Origin of the sequence: Anabaena sp. 54, from assembly GCF_017355725.1 — a bacterium.
Taxonomy (GTDB): domain Bacteria; phylum Cyanobacteriota; class Cyanobacteriia; order Cyanobacteriales; family Nostocaceae; genus Dolichospermum; species Dolichospermum heterosporum.
Window position 1 is genome coordinate 14,218 of record NZ_JAAVWA010000006.1, and the last position, 19,036, is coordinate 33,253.

15 protein-coding genes are annotated in these 19,036 nt (G+C 38.5%); 11 read left to right on the plus strand and 4 right to left on the minus strand.

Annotation, left to right across the window (positions count from 1 at the left end):
* Positions 1 to 6: 6 nt before the first annotated feature.
* Both secG and gpmI read right to left on the minus strand, forming a co-directional pair.
* Complete coding sequence (secG, locus tag HEQ36_RS08955) at positions 7 to 240, minus strand: preprotein translocase subunit SecG (RefSeq protein WP_027403518.1); 234 nt, start codon at positions 238 to 240, stop codon at positions 7 to 9.
* Positions 241 to 691: 451 nt separating this feature from the next.
* Complete coding sequence (gpmI, locus tag HEQ36_RS08960) at positions 692 to 2,290, minus strand: 2,3-bisphosphoglycerate-independent phosphoglycerate mutase (protein ID WP_039205041.1); 1,599 nt, start codon at positions 2,288 to 2,290, stop codon at positions 692 to 694.
* 904 nt (positions 2,291 to 3,194) lie between these two features.
* On the opposite strand from gpmI, the gene HEQ36_RS08965 reads away from it, so the two are divergent.
* The 9 genes from HEQ36_RS08965 (at position 3,195) to dacB (ending at position 13,703) form a co-directional block, all read left to right on the plus strand.
* Complete coding sequence (locus HEQ36_RS08965; protein WP_168635195.1) at positions 3,195 to 4,892, plus strand: AarF/ABC1/UbiB kinase family protein; 1,698 nt, start codon at positions 3,195 to 3,197, stop codon at positions 4,890 to 4,892.
* A gap of 46 nt (positions 4,893 to 4,938) precedes the next feature.
* The gene (locus HEQ36_RS08970) at positions 4,939 to 5,319 is read left to right on the plus strand and encodes a hypothetical protein (RefSeq protein WP_053537594.1); all 381 of its coding nucleotides are present in this window, start codon (positions 4,939 to 4,941) and stop codon (positions 5,317 to 5,319) included.
* Positions 5,320 to 5,868: 549 nt separating this feature from the next.
* Positions 5,869 to 6,642 (plus strand): hydroxyacylglutathione hydrolase, encoded by a 774-nt coding sequence (gene gloB, locus HEQ36_RS08975; protein WP_039201075.1) that lies wholly within the window; start codon positions 5,869 to 5,871, stop codon positions 6,640 to 6,642.
* Positions 6,643 to 7,065: 423 nt separating this feature from the next.
* Positions 7,066 to 7,512 carry a DUF29 domain-containing protein gene (locus HEQ36_RS08980; RefSeq protein WP_053537592.1) on the plus strand — a complete coding sequence of 149 codons (447 nt, stop codon included), beginning with the start codon at positions 7,066 to 7,068 and terminating at the stop codon, positions 7,510 to 7,512.
* 203 nt (positions 7,513 to 7,715) lie between these two features.
* Complete coding sequence (locus HEQ36_RS08985; RefSeq protein WP_233455383.1) at positions 7,716 to 8,009, plus strand: hypothetical protein; 294 nt, start codon at positions 7,716 to 7,718, stop codon at positions 8,007 to 8,009.
* 117 nt (positions 8,010 to 8,126) lie between these two features.
* Positions 8,127 to 8,420 carry a type II toxin-antitoxin system RelE/ParE family toxin gene (locus HEQ36_RS08990; protein ID WP_168635196.1) on the plus strand — a complete coding sequence of 98 codons (294 nt, stop codon included), beginning with the start codon at positions 8,127 to 8,129 and terminating at the stop codon, positions 8,418 to 8,420.
* A gap of 220 nt (positions 8,421 to 8,640) precedes the next feature.
* On the plus strand, positions 8,641 to 9,099 hold the full coding sequence (rplI, locus tag HEQ36_RS08995; RefSeq protein WP_039201068.1) for a 50S ribosomal protein L9: 459 nt from the start codon (positions 8,641 to 8,643) through the stop codon (positions 9,097 to 9,099).
* 328 nt (positions 9,100 to 9,427) lie between these two features.
* A complete protein-coding gene (gene dnaB / locus HEQ36_RS09000) occupies positions 9,428 to 12,232 on the plus strand; it encodes a replicative DNA helicase (RefSeq protein ID WP_168635197.1) in 2,805 nt (934 codons plus the stop codon).
* 1 nt (position 12,233) lies between these two features.
* On the plus strand, positions 12,234 to 13,703 hold the full coding sequence (gene dacB / locus HEQ36_RS09005) for a D-alanyl-D-alanine carboxypeptidase/D-alanyl-D-alanine-endopeptidase (RefSeq protein ID WP_168635198.1): 1,470 nt from the start codon (positions 12,234 to 12,236) through the stop codon (positions 13,701 to 13,703).
* 162 nt (positions 13,704 to 13,865) lie between these two features.
* Here the strand turns inward: dacB and HEQ36_RS09010 are convergent, their stop codons facing one another.
* Complete coding sequence (locus tag HEQ36_RS09010) at positions 13,866 to 15,041, minus strand: DNA double-strand break repair nuclease NurA (RefSeq protein ID WP_168635199.1); 1,176 nt, start codon at positions 15,039 to 15,041, stop codon at positions 13,866 to 13,868.
* A gap of 233 nt (positions 15,042 to 15,274) precedes the next feature.
* Between HEQ36_RS09010 and HEQ36_RS09015 the strand changes: the two genes are divergently transcribed.
* On the plus strand, positions 15,275 to 15,949 hold the full coding sequence (locus tag HEQ36_RS09015) for a tetratricopeptide repeat protein (RefSeq protein ID WP_168635200.1): 675 nt from the start codon (positions 15,275 to 15,277) through the stop codon (positions 15,947 to 15,949).
* Here the strand turns inward: HEQ36_RS09015 and HEQ36_RS09020 are convergent.
* Entirely contained in the window at positions 15,925 to 16,710 is a 786-nt protein-coding gene (locus tag HEQ36_RS09020) for an HAD family hydrolase (protein WP_168635201.1), read from the minus strand. The two genes, HEQ36_RS09015 and HEQ36_RS09020, sit on opposite strands and share 25 nt — an antisense overlap.
* A 220-nt stretch (positions 16,711 to 16,930) precedes the next feature.
* Here HEQ36_RS09020 and HEQ36_RS09025 point away from each other — a divergent pair, with 220 nt between their 5' ends.
* Complete coding sequence (locus tag HEQ36_RS09025; protein WP_168635202.1) at positions 16,931 to 18,976, plus strand: FHA domain-containing protein; 2,046 nt, start codon at positions 16,931 to 16,933, stop codon at positions 18,974 to 18,976.
* Positions 18,977 to 19,036 lie beyond the last annotated feature (60 nt).

Sequence of the window (19,036 nt, forward strand, 5' to 3'; positions counted from 1 at the left end):
TTTCGATTATTTGGGCAACCAATTAGCACTTAGAACCACAGTTAAACCCATAAAAACTACAACTAATGCCCAAGTAACTCGATTTAAAGTATTTTCAGCACTTTTGGTACTGCTAAATAATTGTGCTTGTCCACCAATAGCCCCAATGCCATCACCTTTAGGACTATGTAACAAAACGAGAATAATCAAACTGAGAGCAGAAAATGCCCAAATGCCTTGAATAATGTTAGTAATTGCCATATTAGAAATGTTGGTTATCAAAAGTTATCAATTTTGGAGGGATTTAGCAATGCTCATTGGTGTCAACTTAGGCTACAAATAGCTTATTTGTTTAGCTTCCAAACCCGCCTGGAACTTAAGTTCCGGTCTCATAGCCAAAGTAAACTGAAGTTTACTAAAGAATTTTTGGTTTCCTTAGTCATCTTTAGATGACTTTTGCTATGAGACTGGGAATTCATTCCCAGGCGGATTAAAGGTTTTACTTAAGTTCCGGTCTCATAGCCAAAGTAAACTGAAGTTTACTAAAGAATTTAAAAATTTTCCGGTTATTCAGTCATCAAAAGATGACTTTTGCTATTAGACTGGGAATATGGCTAACGCCACGCTACGCTATCATTCCCAGTCGGGCTGTGGGTTTTACGTTAAGTTGACACCAATGAAGCTCTTGCTTTACCCCTACCATTTTACGATTTTACAACCCTATTTGCACAGGAGTACGAGTTAGTTGTAAATCATATTCTGCGGCTTTAAGTAATGATCGCCCTGTCATTTCTTGTGGTTGGGATATTTGTAAAATATCCAGAATAGTCGGGGCAATATCGGCTAATTTGCCATCATTTCTTAATTCCACATTTGTTCCATATCCGGGTATTTTGGCTTTTTCGCCTTCTACCAAAATTAAAGGAACTGGGTTAGTAGTATGGGCTGTCCAAGGATGACCGCCTTCATCTAGCATATACTCAGCATTGCCATGATCAGCAGTAATAATTGCTGTACCACCTGCTTTACCAATAGCATCAATTAGACGACCTAAACATTTATCTACTGCTTCAATAGCTGTGACTGTCGCTGGAATTTGTCCTGTATGCCCTACCATGTCTGGGTTAGCATAGTTCATTACAACTAGGGAATAGATACCCTTTCTGATGGCAGCGATCGCCACATCTGTCACAGCTTGTGCTGACATCGCCGGGGTTTGATCATAAGTATTCACCATTGGACTACTGACTAATTCCCGATCTTCCCCCTCACAGGGATCTTCTAGTCCCCCATTAAAGAAATAAGTAACATGAGCGTATTTTTCAGTTTCAGCCGTTCTAAACTGTTTTAACCCGCGATTAGCGATAACTTCACCCAGAATATTACTCAGATTTTGCGGTGCGAAAGCCACAGAAACTGGCAATTCTGGATCATACTGGGTAAAAGTTACAAAAGAAAGTGGTTGAATTGGCTGTCTTTCAAAACCGTTAAAAGTTTGACTAACAAAGGCTTGAGTTAGTTCTCTAGCGCGGTCGGGGCGGAAATTGAAAAATATTACCCCATCACCAGATTCTACCGCGCCCGGTTGCAACCGGACTGGGAGAACAAACTCATCGGTTACACCTTTCGCGTAAGCTGCTTGCAATACCTCTACAGCCGTGAGTCCATTGCCCGCATTATCTGTTGTTATTACATCGTAGGCGTGTTGAACTCGATCCCAACGGTTATCACGATCCATTGCATAAAAACGACCACTAATAGTAGTGATTTCACCGATGCCAACATGATCTATATAGTCTTCCAACTGCTGGATGACTTTGATAGCATCTGTCGGTTTGGTGTCACGACCGTCAGTAATGGCGTGAATACAAACTTGTGAAAGTTGCTGTTCCTTAGCTAAGTCAAGTAATCCAAATAGATGGGTAATATGGGAATGCACCCCCCCATCAGAACAAAGCCCCACTAGATGTAACTTGCCATTAGCAGAACGGACTTCCTGGCAAATTTTGACAAGGGCTGGGTTTGCGGCTAAAGAACCGTCTTCTACAGCATCTGAGATCCGTACCAATTCTTGGGGTACGACTCGACCAGCGCCAATGTTCAAATGACCAACTTCCGAGTTGCCCATTTGACCTTCTGGCAACCCTACGGCTTTTCCTGATGTGCGAATGAGGGTGTGGGGATAGACTGCCCATAAACTGTCCATAATCGGAGTTTTGGCAGCGGCAATCGCGTTTCCTCGCGTTTCCTCACAGTAGCCCCATCCATCTAGAATGACTAGCACCACAGGAGCAACAGGTGCTTTGGTCATAGTAAAATCGCCCTTTACTTTTTGTAATACTCGAATGATACCATTGCTAACCAATTATGGAAGTTAAATTCAGTAGGAAAAAATCTTAAATTCCAAATTTTGTTAACCTACTGATACCAAATATTTGAGACGACTGTGGCGAAATGCCATTTAATTTTTATAGTTTTAGATCAATCCGTTATAAGGTACAGTTTTTTATCCCCAAGCCAGTAGGGGCGGGGAAACCCTCACAAGGGTAGGTTTTTAATATTGTCTGTGAAGGCAAGACTGGGAAGACTTGGAGGGAACGTAGACAAGGAAGATTTTATACGCACAATAGTCTTTTAACGGTGTGTTAAGTAGTGAGACAGAATTAATTACACAATGTTATTGCGTTAGCGCAGCGTGGCGTTAGCCATATGGAATGAAGTGAAATGAAGCAATTCCAAGGGTTGTGATTGCTTCCCTTCGCTCGCAATGACTCCCTTGTCACCTTGTCCACCTTGTCGGCCAAGTCTTGCCCTCACCAGAATGTAAAAAACCTACACCTGTCAGCGGGGTTTCCCCGCCCTTCATTGCCTATTTTAGATTAAGGGCAGAGCGATCTGCTTGCAGCAGCGCTTCCCGATCGCCTTGCTCTGTAAGATTATCATGCAAATGCCTAAGATCACGAATTTGCATGAGTCATTAAGAAAATATAAAATACCCTAAATACACACAAAAAGTTTGTACTTTTATAAAGTATAATTAAGAAAAAGATAAATAAATCTAGCTAGATAGGCTTATTTCTTCACCTATTGCGCCTAGATCCGGTTAAAGTTTCTTTCTAAACTAAAAAGTACCATTTTCTTGTGCCAACAACTAAGTTAGCATTCAGGATCAAAGCGACGATGTAAAATTCCCAGTTGAAGAGGCAAATAAAGGCGTGGGTCAGTATCAATCTGATGAATTAAAGCAGTATAATCCAGAGGCACTGCCCTGGGCGAGCGGAGCGATCGCTCGTTACTTTCGTTACCGTCCTTGGTTAGCCTGGGGACGACTACTGAGAATAATCTGGTCTTTTGCCGGATTTATATTCAGTCTCAAATGGGACGAATGGCTTGACCAGGTAGAGGAAAATCAGGGGAAACGCGCTACCCAGTTGCGAACTCTACTCACCAATCTGGGTCCGACATTTATTAAAGTCGGTCAAGCCCTCTCGACTCGTCCCGACTTAATCCGCAAAGACTTCTTAGCAGAACTAATCAAGTTACAAGACCAGTTACCACCTTTTGATAATGATCTGGCATATCAGATTATTGAAACAGAATTAAATCGCTCAATTGGCGAAATCTTTCGGGAACTTTCCCCTCAACCCGTAGCAGCAGCTAGTTTGGGTCAAGTCTACCGGGGTCGGTTACTCAGTGGCGAGGAAGTGGCAGTCAAAGTACAACGCCCTAACCTCCGCCCGTTACTGATAAAAGACCTGTATCTCATGCGTTGGGTTGCCAGTTGGCTTGCCCCCTGGCTACCCCTGAATCTCGGTCACGATTTAACTTTAATTGTGGACGAGTTTGGCACAAAGCTATTTGAGGAAATTGATTACATCAATGAAGGTCGCAATGCGGAAAAATTTGCCCATAACTTCCGTGATGACCCCCAGGTAAAAATTCCCTGTATTTACTGGAATTATACCAGCACTCATGTTTTAACCCTAGAATGGATCAACGGTTTTAAACTCACAGATACTGAGAATATTCAATCTGTCGGTTTAGATCCAGAAGCCATCATTCAAATAGGTGTAACTACTGGTTTACAACAACTATTAGAGCATGGTTTTTTTCATGCCGATCCTCATCCGGGAAATTTGTTCGCTATGCCCGATGGTCGCATGGCTTACATTGACTTTGGCATGATGGATCAATTAGAGGAAACCACTAAGGAAAGTTTAGTTGATGCTTTAGTACATTTGGTAAATAAGGATTACGCTGATTTAGCGGCAGATTTTGTCAAATTGGGCTTTTTGGCAGCGAACACTAATATTGCCCCTATTGTGCCGGCATTAGAAGCGGTATTAGGAAATGCTATTGGTAAAAATGTCCAAGATTTCAACTTCAAAACCATTACCGATGAGTTCTCGGAATTGATGTATGAATATCCTTTCCGTGTGCCAGCAAAGTTTGCTTTGATTATTCGTTCTTTGGTGACACAAGAAGGGATTGCCCTCAGTCTTAACCCTAATTTCAAAATTGTGGAAGTGGGTTATCCCTATATCGCTCGGCGGTTATTAACTGGGGAATCTCCAGCATTACGGCGACGGCTATTGAATGTGTTGTTCAAAGATGGTAAATTTCAGTGGCAAAGGTTAGAAAATCTGATTACGATTGCTCGCACTGATAGCAATTTCGATGTTTTACCAACGGCGAAAATGGGGTTGGAATTCATCCTTTCCGAAGAGGGTAAATTTCTCCGTCGTCAGTTGGTTTTAGCTATCACTGAAGATGACCGTTTGCACACAGAAGAAGTCCAACGCCTGTGGGATTTGGTCAAGGATGATTTACCACCAAATCGTTTACTTAATGTCGCCATTAGCCTCTTGACCGAGTTCTCCAAAGAAGGTGTAGCAGCTATTTTAGCTAAATAATCTGTCACCAAATAAAAACGAATTTTAATAACAACCAGGAGTTTGAATGTACTATTACCCTCTGCAACCGCCTTACTTTTTACTATTAGTTGGTTTTTTCACGGCTTTAACTTCTGGGTTAGCTTTATCTGGGACATTAAAGGTAATTGTCCAGCAATGGCCACAAGATAAATCTTCTAAGGAAAAGACTAATACCCGTTCTTTTTATAAACAATTGTTAGTGCCATTTATTGGTATTACTGGTGGTTCTTGCTTATTTCTTTGTTCTGGTTTCGAGATATTTGGTTTTCCTACGGGAATGGCTTTAAGTATAGGTTTACCACTGAGTCTGTTAACTTGCTTCTTTGTTTGGCGGCAGTTGGGAGGGTTACTCGATTATGTTAAGAGGGAAGGAATGCAATCTTTAGATTTAGATTCTTGGTCTTAGATATAAGACAATAGAGGGCGCAGGCCCTGCGCCCCTACATTAATTAAACATATTGTCTGAATCAGGATGTCCAGGATTTAATGATTAACAAGATGAAAAAATACATTGTCTGAATCAGGATGTCCAGGATTTAATGATTAACAGGATGAAAAAATATATTGTCTGAATCAGGATGTCCAGGATTTAATGATTAACAGGATGAAAAAATATATTGTCTGAATCAGGATGTCCAGGATTTAATGATTAACAGGATGAAAAAATATATTGTCTGAATCAGGATGTCCAGGATTTAATGATTAACAGGATGAAAAAATACATTGTCTGAATCAGGATATCCAGGATTTAATGATTAACAGGATGAAAAAATACATTGTCTGAATCAGGATATCCAGGATTTAATGATTAACAGGATGAAAAAATATATTGTCTGAATCAGGATATCCAGGATTTAATGATTAACAGGATGAAAATAGATATCTTATTACCAATTACCAATTACCAATTACCAATTACCAATTACCAATTACCAATTACCAATGGGAAAAGCTAATGCAAATCATTCGTTTACCAGTACTGGCTGACAATTATATATTTTTACTGCATGATCCAGTACAAAATATTGCGGCTGTTGTTGATCCGGCGGAAGCACAACCAGTTTTAGATGAATTGAGAAAAATTAATGCTCAGTTAGTGGCAATTTTTAATACCCATCATCATGGTGATCATGTGGGTGGGAATACACAATTAATGAAAGCATTTCCTGATGTGAAAGTTTATGGAGGTGCGGAAGACAGGGGGAGGATTCCGGGACAACAGGTGTTTTTACAGGAAGGCGATCGCATCCAATTTAGCGATCGCACTGCTAATATATTCTTTGTACCTGGACATACTCGCGCTCATATTGCTTACTATTTCCCCCCAGCAAGTCCAGGAGAGCCTGGAGAATTGTTCTGTGGTGATACATTGTTTGCGGGAGGTTGCGGGCGTTTATTTGAAGGTACACCAGGGCAAATGGTAGATTCTTTAAGTAAACTCCGGGCTTTACCTGATCATACTCGCGTTTGGTGCGCCCACGAATACACTTTAAGCAATTTGCGGTTTGCTGTAACTGTAGATGCTGAAAATGCAGATTTACAAAAACGCTACCAAGATGTTAAAGCTCAACGGGATAAATTAGAACCGACAGTTCCATCAATTTTAGGAGTCGAAAAACTCACCAATCCTTTTTTACGTTGGGAAGAACCATCTCTACAAGTAACAGCAAAGAGTGATGATGGTATCCAAACCTTTGCCCGAATTCGGGGAATGAAGGATAATTTTTAATTATTTTGATAATTTGTCTAAGTAGTGAGAAAGAATTAATTACATAATGTCATTGCGTAAGCGTTGCGTGGCGTTAGCCATATGGAACGAAGTGAAATGAAGCAATTCCAAGGGTTGTGATTGCTTCCCTTCCCTCGCAATGACTGTAAATATTTTTGTCCAATTACTTAGGGTTGGGGAACCCCCCCCCGATTGTATTACATCCGAACGATAACTATAGGACTCCTATTTGATTTTTGAACGGAACTCGGTACACCTTTATATTCTCGAATCCTCTTGCCTTCCTACGTAAGAAAATATGGCTAACGCCACGCTTTGCTATCAGGAATCAAGCCGGATTCCTATATATTAAAAATTAGCGATAGAATGAAGATAATTCTTATCAATATGTTAAGAGAGTCAAGCCAGCAGTAAATAAACTTTATGAATAAAACATCGGTAAAAAATCTCTACGATCAAGATTTTTATCTTTGGGTTGAAGATACCGTTAGTAAGTTAAAAGCACGAGATAATGAGCATTTAGATTGGGATAATTTAATTGAAGAGGTAGAATCTTTGGGTAAAAGTCAGCGCAAAACAGTGCGGAGTTTTCTGGTGCGTTTATTAGAACATTTATTAAAGCGGTGTTATGTACCAATGTCGGACTGTTATCGGGGTTGGGAAATTGAAATCAGGAATTTTCGGCAACGGTTACAAATTGAATTAGAAGATTCACCGAGTTTGAAAGGTTTTGTTTTAGAAGTTCTGGACAAAAGCTATCAAATGGCTTTAGAAAATGTGAGAGATGGTTATCCTGATGTTTATTTTTCTGATGTTTGTCCATTTCCTAGTAATATAGATGCTTTGTTAAATGAGCGATTTTGGAAGTGACGGAGAGATTTTTTTTGAATATTTCCTTTTTCACTCAATTAGAACAGTTTTTGGGAATTACTCTGAGTAAATGGGTTAAATAATTCGATTATAGTGTAAATAGACAGTCTATGCCTGTGTCATGCTGCACGAATGGTAAGCTATATCTATGGAAAACAGACTCAGATAACAGTATAATGTAAATAGCTTTACCCATGATTTCTATGACATTAACAGAAATTTTACCCTCACTACAAAAATTATCTCACCAAGAAAAAATCAAAGCCATTCAATTTTTAGCTACAGAATTAGCTCAAGAAGCACAAAATTTAGCAACAGAATCACTTGAGTATGGTGAGATAGATACAGAATTAAATTTTCAGCCTCTTAATAAAAAAGACATGATTGAAGAAAGCAAATCTGCTTTAGAAACCTACCGTCGTACAGGTTCAGGAGTCAAACATGAACAAGTCCAAAAATGGGCAAATAGTTTAACAATTCATAATAATAATGTCTGAGATAAGTAGGTGAACATAAAAATTTAAAGGTATATAACGATATGTAAAGTTGTCTCAATGCGTTATTCTGATTTAGTTTCAGCCATTTCATAAAACGCAATACCCCTCATTTTTATTTTGTTCACCTACTTAGTTTGGACAGAAACTGCTACGAATGACTTAAATCGTTATTATGATTTTATAGCACTTAGTAATGCTGATGCAGCAGTCCGCGCAGTACAAGCAATTGTTTCTTCAGGGGGAAGTCTACAACAAAATCCTCGTCGCGGTGCGATTGTAGATGAAATAGTAGGGTTACCAAAGCTTATAGTTGCTTTTGGTAAGTATGGATTTATAATTCACTACGTTATTCTTGAGGATGATGTGATTATTTTACGTATATATCATGGACGAGAGAATAGACCTATTTAGTTAATTGCAAGATTGCAAGCGTTAGCTTACGCTTTCCTGTATCTATGAAAATATTGCTTTTTTTAAATTTCTAGCATTTAGAGTTGCGATCGCTCCCCAAATTTCGCTACAATGTCGAGGCTGTGGGTACGTTAAAAGTCGCTGAGGATCAAGCTACACTTTTATGAGCCACCCTGCGACACCCCAATAACTAAGATTTTACCAAGAAAAGCGAAAAACAATGGCGAAACGTGTGCAATTAGTTTTAACAAAAGATGTTACCAAGCTGGGAAAACTCGGCGATTTGGTAGAAGTAGCTCCCGGTTATGCTCGTAACTACCTCATCCCTCAGAGTTTAGCCGCTCGTGCTACACCCGGATTACTTAAACAAGTAGAACGCAGACGTGAGAAAGAATATCAAAGACAATTAGAACTCAAACAACAAGCAACTGAGCAAAAAACAGCTTTAGAAAATATTGCTGGTTTAAAAATTGCCAAGCAAGTTGGGGAAAATGAAGCTATTTTCGGTACTGTTACCACCCAAGACGTTGCAGATGCAATTCAAGCAGCAGCTAACCTAGAAATAGATCGTCGTGGTATCACCATTCCCGATATTAGCCAATTGGGTACTTACAAAGCTGAAATCAAACTCCATGCTGAAGTAACAGCAGTAATTAACATTGAAGTCGTCTCTAACTAATACAATTTTGGATTTTAGATTTTAGATTTTAGATTGACTTGAGCAACTCAGCCAACAGCCTGTCAGTTTTGGATTTTAGATTTTAGATTAGCAACTAAGCCAAGACCTTGTAAATTTTGGATTTTAGACGTATCCTCAAATAAACTTGGCGGATGCGAACATTTTTGGATTTTCAATCTTTAATCCAAAATCCAAAATTTAAAATCTAAAATTCGGATGCGGACATTTTTGAATCTTTAATCCAAAATCCAAAATTTAAAATCTAAAATTCGGATATTGATTTTGGATAATTAAATAAAAATCCAAAATCGCCAACATTTAAAATTTTATGGCTGAAGAACTAAGTTTTCAAGGTGATGGTAGTAATCGTTTACCACCTCAAAACATCGAGGCAGAAGAAGCGATTTTAGGGGGTATTCTCCTAGATCCAGAGGCAATTGGTCGAGTGAGCGATCGCCTAGTTCCCGAAGCATTTTATATTAGCGCCCATACAACCATCTATCAAGCCGCCCTCCGTCTCCATACCCAGCAAAAACCCACAGACCTACTTTCCATCACCAGTTGGTTAACAGACAACGATCAATTAACCCAAATTGGCGGCAGAAACAAACTAGCAACATTAGTAGACCGGACAGTTTCCGCAGTCAATATTGATGCCTTAGCAGGGTTAGTCATGGAAAAATACCTGCGTCGGCAATTAATCAAAGCTGGGAATGAAATTGTCCATCTTGGTTTTGAAACAGAAACAGAATTACCAATTGTTCTGGACAATGCCGAACAAAAAGTTTTTAACGTCACCCAACAAAAAACCCAATCAGGATTAGTTCATATTGGTGACACTTTAATTAATACTTTTCAAGATATTGAAACTCGTCATCAAGGGATTGCATTACCGGGAATACCTTGTGGTTTTTATGATTTAGATGCCATGACCAGCGGTTTTCAGCGTTCTGATTTAATTATCGTCGCTGGGAGGCCGTCAATGGGAAAATGTCTCAGTTATGATTCAGAAATCGTTTTAGCAGATGGACAAATTGCCACAATTGAAGAATTATATCAGCAACGGCAAGGTTCATTATTAACATTAAATGATGATTGGAAATTTACCTTTACCCAACCATCTGCATTTGTAGATGATGGAATTAAACCAGTTTTCCGCATCACAACTCGCTTAGGTCGGGCAATTGAAACCACAATTACTCACCCATTTTTAACTATTAAAGGTTGGCAAAGATTAGAAAATTTACAAGTGGGAAATAAGATTGCCATCCCTCGGAAAATAGATGTGTTTGGAACAGAAACTATCCGCGAGTGTGAAGTCAAATTATTAGCTGATTCTCTTGAAAAGAGTGATACTAAAACCGTCCCAAATATTGTCTTTAAATTAGAAAAATCACAATTATCATTGTTTCTAAATCGTCTCTTTGCCACTGATGGTTGGGCTACTGTACTTAATAGTGGTCAATCACAATTAGGTTATTGTACAGTCAGCGAAAAACTAGCAAGACAAATTCAACATCTGTTATTAAGATTTGGGATTATTGCTGCTTTGAAAAAGCGGTCTGTGAAATATAATGATACCCGTAGACCAGCATGGCAATTAGATATTACTGATGCTTTATCTATCAAAAACTTCATTGCAGAAATTGGCATTTTTGGCAAAGAAGCAGCATTAGCAAAAGTTACAGCAGCAATATCTCAAAAAAGATATCAAACCAATCGTGACTTAATACCTATAGAAATTTGGGAACAGATAGCAGCCGCTAAAGGTAGCGAAACTTGGAGTAGTTTAGCAAAACGGGCTGGGATTAAAAGCTATACCAATATTCATGTCGGCAAGCGGGCATTAAAACGGGAAAGATTATGGATTTTAGCCACTACTTTAGATAATTTACCACTTCAGCAATTAGCAAATAGTGATGTATATTGGGATGAAATTATTTCTATTGAATCAGTTGGTAACAAACAAGTTTATGATTTGACAATTCCTGAAACACACAACTTTATTGCTAATGATATCTGTGTTCACAATACCGCCTTTTGTCTTAACCTAGCTCATAACATTGCAGCCGGTTATCAATTAGCAGTTGCAGTTTTTAGTTTAGAAATGTCCAAAGAACAACTAGTCCAAAGACTATTAGCTAGTGAAGCCGGAATTGAAAGTAGTTATTTAAGAAGTGGCCGCATTAGTCAAACCCAATGGGAACCTTTAAGCCGTGCCATTGATAAACTCTCAGACACGCCAATTTTTATTGATGATACGGCAAATATTACAGTCACACAAATGCGAAGTCAAGCGCGACGACTGCAAGCCGAACAAACTAAAGAATTGGGATTAATAGTTATTGATTACTTGCAATTAATGGAAGGTAGTAGTGATAATCGTGTTCAAGAATTATCGAGAATTACCCGTTCTTTAAAAGGTTTAGCGAGAGAATTATCTGTACCAATCATTGCTTTATCACAGTTAAGTCGTGGTGTGGAAGCAAGAACTAATAAACGCCCCATGTTGTCTGATTTGAGAGAATCGGGATGTTTATCTGGGGATAGTCTTGTTACATTGGCAGACACCGGGTTACAAGTACCAATTAAAGAATTAGTAGGTAAATCAGATTTTGCGGTTTGGGGACTGAACGAAAACACAATGAAACTAGAAAGGGCAATTGTTAGTAACGCTTTTTCTACAGGTATCAAACCAGTATTTACATTAACAACTCGATTAGGTCGAGAAATTCGTGCTACTGGTAATCATAAATTTTTAACTATTAATGGGTGGAAAAGATTAGATGAATTAAATTTGCAACAACAATTAATTGCTCTTGCTAACAGTGATATTTATTGGGATGAACTTATCTCAATAGAATTAGATGGAGAAGAAGAAGTATTTGATTTAACAGTTGATAAATTACATAACTTTATCGCTAATAATATTATTGTTCATAACTCAATTGAACAAGATGCGGATATAGTAATGATGTTATACCGTGATGAATATTATTCACCAGATACCCCAGACAGGGGAATTGCCGAAGTAATCATAGCCAAACATCGGAATGGACCTACAGGAACAATTAAACTATTATTTGATCCACAATTTACAAAGTTTAAAAATCTAGCTAAACCAAGTTGGTAATATGTCAAAAAAGAATTATTTCAGCTTGATATTACTATTTGTTTCTATTAATATTGGTAGTATTCAAAAAATAGCTAAGGCACAAACACCAGTTCCAGAAGTTACGAATACAAAATCAATTTGTCCTGCTCAATTATCATCTGCTATTAATACTATTATCAATCATCCTCAATTTAGTCGAGTCCGTTGGGGGATTTTAATTAAACCATTATCATCAGAAAAGATTCTTTATAGTCAAGATAGCCAAAAATATTTTATTCCTGCTTCTAATATGAAGCTATTTACTACCGCAGTAGCATTACAACAATTAGGAGCAGATTTTCGGATTCATACTTCTATTTATGATGATGGTAATGGTGTTTTGCGTGTAGTGGGAAGGGGAGATCCGAGTTTTAAAAATGCTCAATTAACAATATTATCAAAACAACTATATACGCAGGGAATTCGGCAAATTAATCAATTAATTGCTGATGATAGTTATTTTCAAGGTGAAGTAGTTAATCCTAGTTGGGAATGGGAAGACATTCAAGCTGATTATGGCGCACCAATTAATAGTTTTATTCTCAATGAAAATGCTACTGTATTAACTTTTTTACCACAAACTATTGGAGAACCATTAAAATTAAAATGGACAGAACCAACAGAAGCATATCGGTGGAAAATCGAAAATAATTCCGTCACTACTGAAGCCGATAAACCCAGTTTTGTAGAAGTAAATCGTGACTTAAAAGGACAAATTCTGCGAATCAAAGGACAATTGGCTATAAATTCCCAGCCAGAGATTACAGGTTTAGCCGTATTTGATCCAGTTGCTAATTTTATCAGACAATTTCGCCAAAATTTATCTAGACAGGGAATCACTGTTAAAGAAACTGTAATTAAAAATCTTAGTCAAAATAAACAAGAAAAAGAAATAGCCGCAGTAGAATCTCCACCTTTATCGGAATTATTACTAGAGACAAATGTGAATAGTAATAATTTATATGCTGAGGCTTTACTCAGAAGTTTAGCTATTAAGAAACCAGAAGAAAAAAATCAAAATACGGCTGATGTCGGATTACAAGTTGTCAGAGAAACTTTAACTCAATTAGGAGTTGCACCAGCAGGTTATGTCATTGTAGATGGTTCTGGTTTATCTCGGAAAAATTTAACGACTCCAGCAGCGTTGGTACAACTTTTACAAGGAATTGATAAATCACCTCAAGCAGCAGTTTTTCGGGCTTCTTTACCTATTTCTGGTGTCAAAGGTAGTCTAAAAAATCGGTTTCTTAATACTGCGGCTGCGGGAATAGTGCAAGCAAAAACAGGTTCAATGACAGGAATTTCTACTCTATCTGGATATATGAACGCACCCAATTATGAACCCTTGGTTTTTAGTATTATGGTAAATCAATCTGAACAACCGGGGAAAGTCATGAGAACAGCAATAGATGAAATTGTAGTTTTATTATCTGAATTAAAGCGGTGTTAAAATAATTGAGTTGAGTAAATGACAGGACTTACGCAAAATATCTCTCAAACCCCCATTTCTCTGTGTTCTCTGTGCCTCTGTGGTTCGTTATTCCATGACTTACTTATATCTATACTTTCGCACAAAATGACCAAAAAGATAAACTCCATGTACAACCTGAGTTTAGGCAATACTACCCCGTTTTCTTGCTTCTTTGTTGGAAATCCCGACATTTTTGATCCCAGCTTTAATCATTTGTCGTTCTAAAAGGGCAAAGAACCGGGTTCTATCACCACCCCTGACTACAGCCTGATTATGCGCTTCGGCGATCGCCACAGGATAACCATACCCCTTATGTACCTGTGCCAACATTAATCCTAGTGCTTGATCAAACATGATGGAATTTTCTGCAACCCAAGCGGGAACTTCAATCCGGGCAATTTCTGTCCCGACATGGACGTAACAAAAATAAATAATTTGCTCGTCATACAATTCTAAAATTCGGGCATTACTCCGCCATAATGGTCCTCTTTGTCCAGGTTGAAGTTGGGTGGTCATGATGGTTGTATCGCGCAAAGTATCAAATTTTTTGCAAGGTACGTATTCTAGTTGATTGGGACAATGGGTAATACAATCAGGGACAGGGTGAGGACAAGCTAAAAAGCGTAAAAAGTTGGTGGCTTCCGTGCTACGAGAGGCGCTAAGATAGCCCATGAGGGGGATTTGGGCTTGTTGGAGTTTTTGCCAAGCTTCCAAAACGGGAGGTAAAATCATATCCCGCGCCTCCATCGGTAATTGATCTAAAAACCAGTATATTAACGAACCATCTGTCATCGCTAAGACTGGGGCTGCTGTTTTCGCACTACAAGCTAGTTCTGCTAAGACTGTAGCCTCGGAAGCGGTACGCCGATAACCCATCCATTCATCCGTTCTAATGCCCCACTGACGCGATATATATAAATCTTCAGGGCGATAAAATACCTCCGGTAAACTATCGAGAATCGGGTGAAGATTTTGACCATAGTGCAAAACCACTCTCCCAATATTTAGTAAGTAACAATACGCAATTTCGTGATGATTTGGGGAAATTTGCGAACCATCTGTAGAAATAACAGTATGAACTTTGGGGGGAACAGGAATAGTAATGCAGGTTTCGAGAGGTTCAATGGGTGTAGCATTCGCAAAAATAATCCGATTTCGCCATTCTTCTTGACGTTTAACTAACTGTTCTTGACACTCAAAAGCTTTTTTTAAATATTGTTGTGCTAACTCCAACCGCTGATGACTTGCAGCCACTTCTGAAGTTAAATGTTGACTGAAACCTTGCATTTGTCTCGATATTTTTGTTAAATCAAGCATATTCGTTGGGTGTATTTGTGTTGATGTAAATCAATGCTATATAATTACAGCACTTCCCGATCTTATGAGGTACAAGAACCCCACCCCCAACCCCCTCCAGTATCAAAAGCTTATCCTTTTCTTCCCCCCGCTGCGGGGGGATTTAGGGGGGTGCGATGAGGGGGCTAAGATATTACTCATATAATTGGAAACTGCTGTAACAACTGTATGCTAATAATTGGGAAAAGAGCGTCATGAAAAAATGGAAATTAACAATTACAACTCTCATATTAGGAACTATATTATATAGTCCGTCAGTGTGTGCTAAAAATTTGGCAAATATTTCCGATTTTAGAATAAAATCAGCACTGTTAGCACAATCTGATCTGAAAGAGGCTATAGTATATTTTCATCAGGGAATTAACCGTCATACATTTGGAGACATAAAAGGGGCTATTGAAGAATATAATAAGGCTTTACGGTTACATCCTAATTTTCCTGAAGTTTACTATAAACGAGGAATATCTCGCTATAAGTTGGGAGATCTAAAAGGGGCAATTGCAGATTATAACAAAGCAATCAGTCTTAATGCTAACTATCCTGGTATCTACAATCATCGCGGATTTACTCGCCATAATTTGGGAGATTTAAAAGGTGCGATCGCAGATTTTAACAAAGCATTAAGTCTTAATCCTAATTTTCCTGAAGCTTACCAAAATCGAGGGGTTTCTCGCAATAAGTTAGGTGATAAGCAGGGGGCAATTACTGATTTGAAAACAGCAGCTAATTTATTTCAACAACAAAAAAGAATTTCTAATTACCAAGAAGTAATTGATCTGATTAAGAAAATAGAAAATAGATCCCCGACTTCTCTAAGAAGTCGGGGATATAGGTACTACATAAATTATAACCAAGTGGAAAAATCGTGAGTAAAATGAGAAGGTGATATTAAATGAATACGTGGATCATTTTTCCCTGCTTCCCGTTCCGATTGAGTGTTATAACCCCAATCTGCGAGAAAAAGTTGGACATGATTTAAGTCTGATTGCTGTTGGACTAATTGTAATGTTTTTAGTCTATCTTCTACAAACCATAAACTCGCAGGTTGGGTATTTGCTTTCTTGATTAATTCGCGCAAGGTTTCATATTTTGGGCGTTTTATTTCTTTACCAAAAATATTTTCTGGTGGTAAATTAACTCCTTCTTGTTGTAATAATTCCTTGACAAATCGCCCTTCTTTGGTAGTGACAATATATAACTGTATTTCACTTTTAAGAGTTATTTTGAGTCTTTCTATCACACCTGGATAGAATCTATGCAGACTTAACCAACCATTTAAATCTGTCTGAATCCATTCATCTCGTAGATGATCCAATTTTGTCGAAACTGCCTTTGCTTCTAGATTATCTGCTGCTAAGATTTTGGGAGTGATGTTTGTCCATGATTGGAGAATTTGATCATCAGAAAAACCCTCAATTAAGGCTTTAATTAAAACGGGCATTTCCCAACCTGTTTCAATTACAGGACGTAAACGATAAAATCTCAAAGCTAAATCATCTGGTGGTGTGTCGTTAGCCGGCGACCAAATTTGACAGTAGGTACGCCACGCTACCTCAAAATATTCAATTAGTCCATCGCAAACCACTCCATCAAAGTCTAAAGCCAAAATCATGGGACTATTTGCTGTCATTGTTTTGAGGGTAAAAACTGCTTTTGTTAGCTTACCGCATCTTCATCTCTGGATATGTAGCGATTAATCTATGAAATAGGGAATAAAAAATAAAGTTTTTTTAAGGTTTTTTCGGTATTTTTATGGAAATAGGGGAAAATATTGATGTATTAATATTATCAACTGACTCAAACCGAGTCAGACCATCAGATATTAAGGTGTAAATAGGAGCATCAAAACCATGCAAATCAAGCTGATTTCCGAAAATAAACTGACACAGGAGCCGGAAGAACAGGTTTTTAACCTGCCAGTAGCTATCGGACGAAAAATGACCCAACTTCCTGCGGTTATCAATGGTGAAACCGTGTCTCCTATAGAATTATTAGACTCTAATAAACAAATTTCTCAGTTTCATGCTCAAATTACCTTAGAAAACAATCAGGTTTACTTAGAAGACAAAAGTACCAATGGTACTAGAATCAACGATCAAAAACTACTTAAAGAACGTCGGAAGTTAAACAGTGGGGATATACTGGGAATAAGTAATTACACTATTACTGTTATTCTCATTGAAGCCGGCGATGATGACGCTACCATTGTATTTGAAAATAATTCCACAATTTTTAACCCCCAATCTGAGATTATTCCCGCATCTAGGGTACGGAAGTCATTAGATTCTGAATCAACCATCATTTTTAACCCTTATACGGATGCCTTAGAACAGCAAAATCCTAACACTGTACCTAGTCAACCTGCGGGTTTTCCTTATAATCTCAACTTTTGGAATGCAGAAAAGGTTTCCCTAGAAGCTATTCGTCGCAGTGGTATTTTAGTCAGAGAAACAGAATACCTGGCCTGTGGGGGAGGAATGGGCAGTTTTGTTTGGGTGGATATGTTGAGAATTGCGGGAGTTAAACCGGAAAATATTAGAGTTTTGAGTGTTCAAGACAAACCTTATAAACGCTATGAAAGCCTACTGAAAAATTGTCAAATTCCCCGACATAAACGAATTCGTTCCGGTTCAGATTCCTGTCCTGATAATATTTGGGGCTGGCCAGGATATGCTTTAAGAGATGCTTGGAGATCCTTCTTTTCTGGACAAGTTGGTGCAGCTTTAGGATTTTTGTGGCAAGTTTTTGCTGAACCTGTTTATGCAGATACTTACACCCCCCGTGGACGAGATGTATTTGAGTCCATGGACCGGGAGAGCGATCGCATTGGTTGGGGTAAAATGTTAGAGTATGGCAGTATTCGCAGTCTACGACAAACGGAAGATGGGCGTTATTGTATTGCCTATTCCACTTCCAATCAAGAAGACGGAAATCACCAATTTTTATTAGCTAAATATGTGCATCTCTGCACAGGTTATCCCGCCATTAAACTACTACCAGACCTGGAACAATATCGTCGGCAATATCCCGAAGAAACAGGAAATAAGAGAACTGTAGTTCAAGGTTATGAACCCCATGATCATATTTACCAACAATTAGAAAAAAGAGGCGGTACTATTGTTCTTCGGGGGTCAGGAATTGTCGCCTCACAAATATTAGAAAGGCTGTATGAAGCCAGAAAAATCGAAGATATTAAGGTAATTCATTTAAACCGAGCCCCCCGCAAAGGTAATCAATTTGAGCAAGCTAAACGCTACGTAGAAAATGATTGGGAATTTCAACCTTTTAACTGGCCAAAAGGAACTTGGGGCGGTGATATGCGGACAATGTTAGAAGCCGCTGACCCGTTAAGACGACGGGAATTATTAGAGGATTGGGGGGGAACAACCACAGCTAGTCGCAAAAAATGGCGTGACATTGTTCGTCAAGGAATAGCCAACAAATGGTATGAAATTCGTCATGCTGAAGTCAGCAAACTAGAACGTAATTCCCAAAATCAAGTTGTTACTCATATAAACACTACCAGAGGTCCAAAAACCCTGACTGCTGATTTTGTTATTGACTGTACAGGATTAACTTCCGATCCTTTAGAAAGTCCATTTTTGAAAGACCTAATACTGCATTACGATTTAGAACTAAACCCACAAGGACGTTTTCATGTAGAAAACAACTTTGAAATCAAACAACTGCGAAATAATCGTTCTCGCATATATGGGGCAGGAATTATCACATTAGGCGGTCCCTACGCCCCCGTAGACACATTTTTAGGACTACAATATGCTGCCCATCGTTCTATGGAAGCATTGGCGGCTGCAAAGGCTCCAGGAGTCCGCTATATTCAGGGAATTTATTCTCTTTGGCAATGGCTAAAATGGGCATTGAATCAAAAGCCTTAATTTAGAGGATGTTTTAAAAGTATTAGATGAAACCGATAATCTCCAAAAACCTAACCCCCC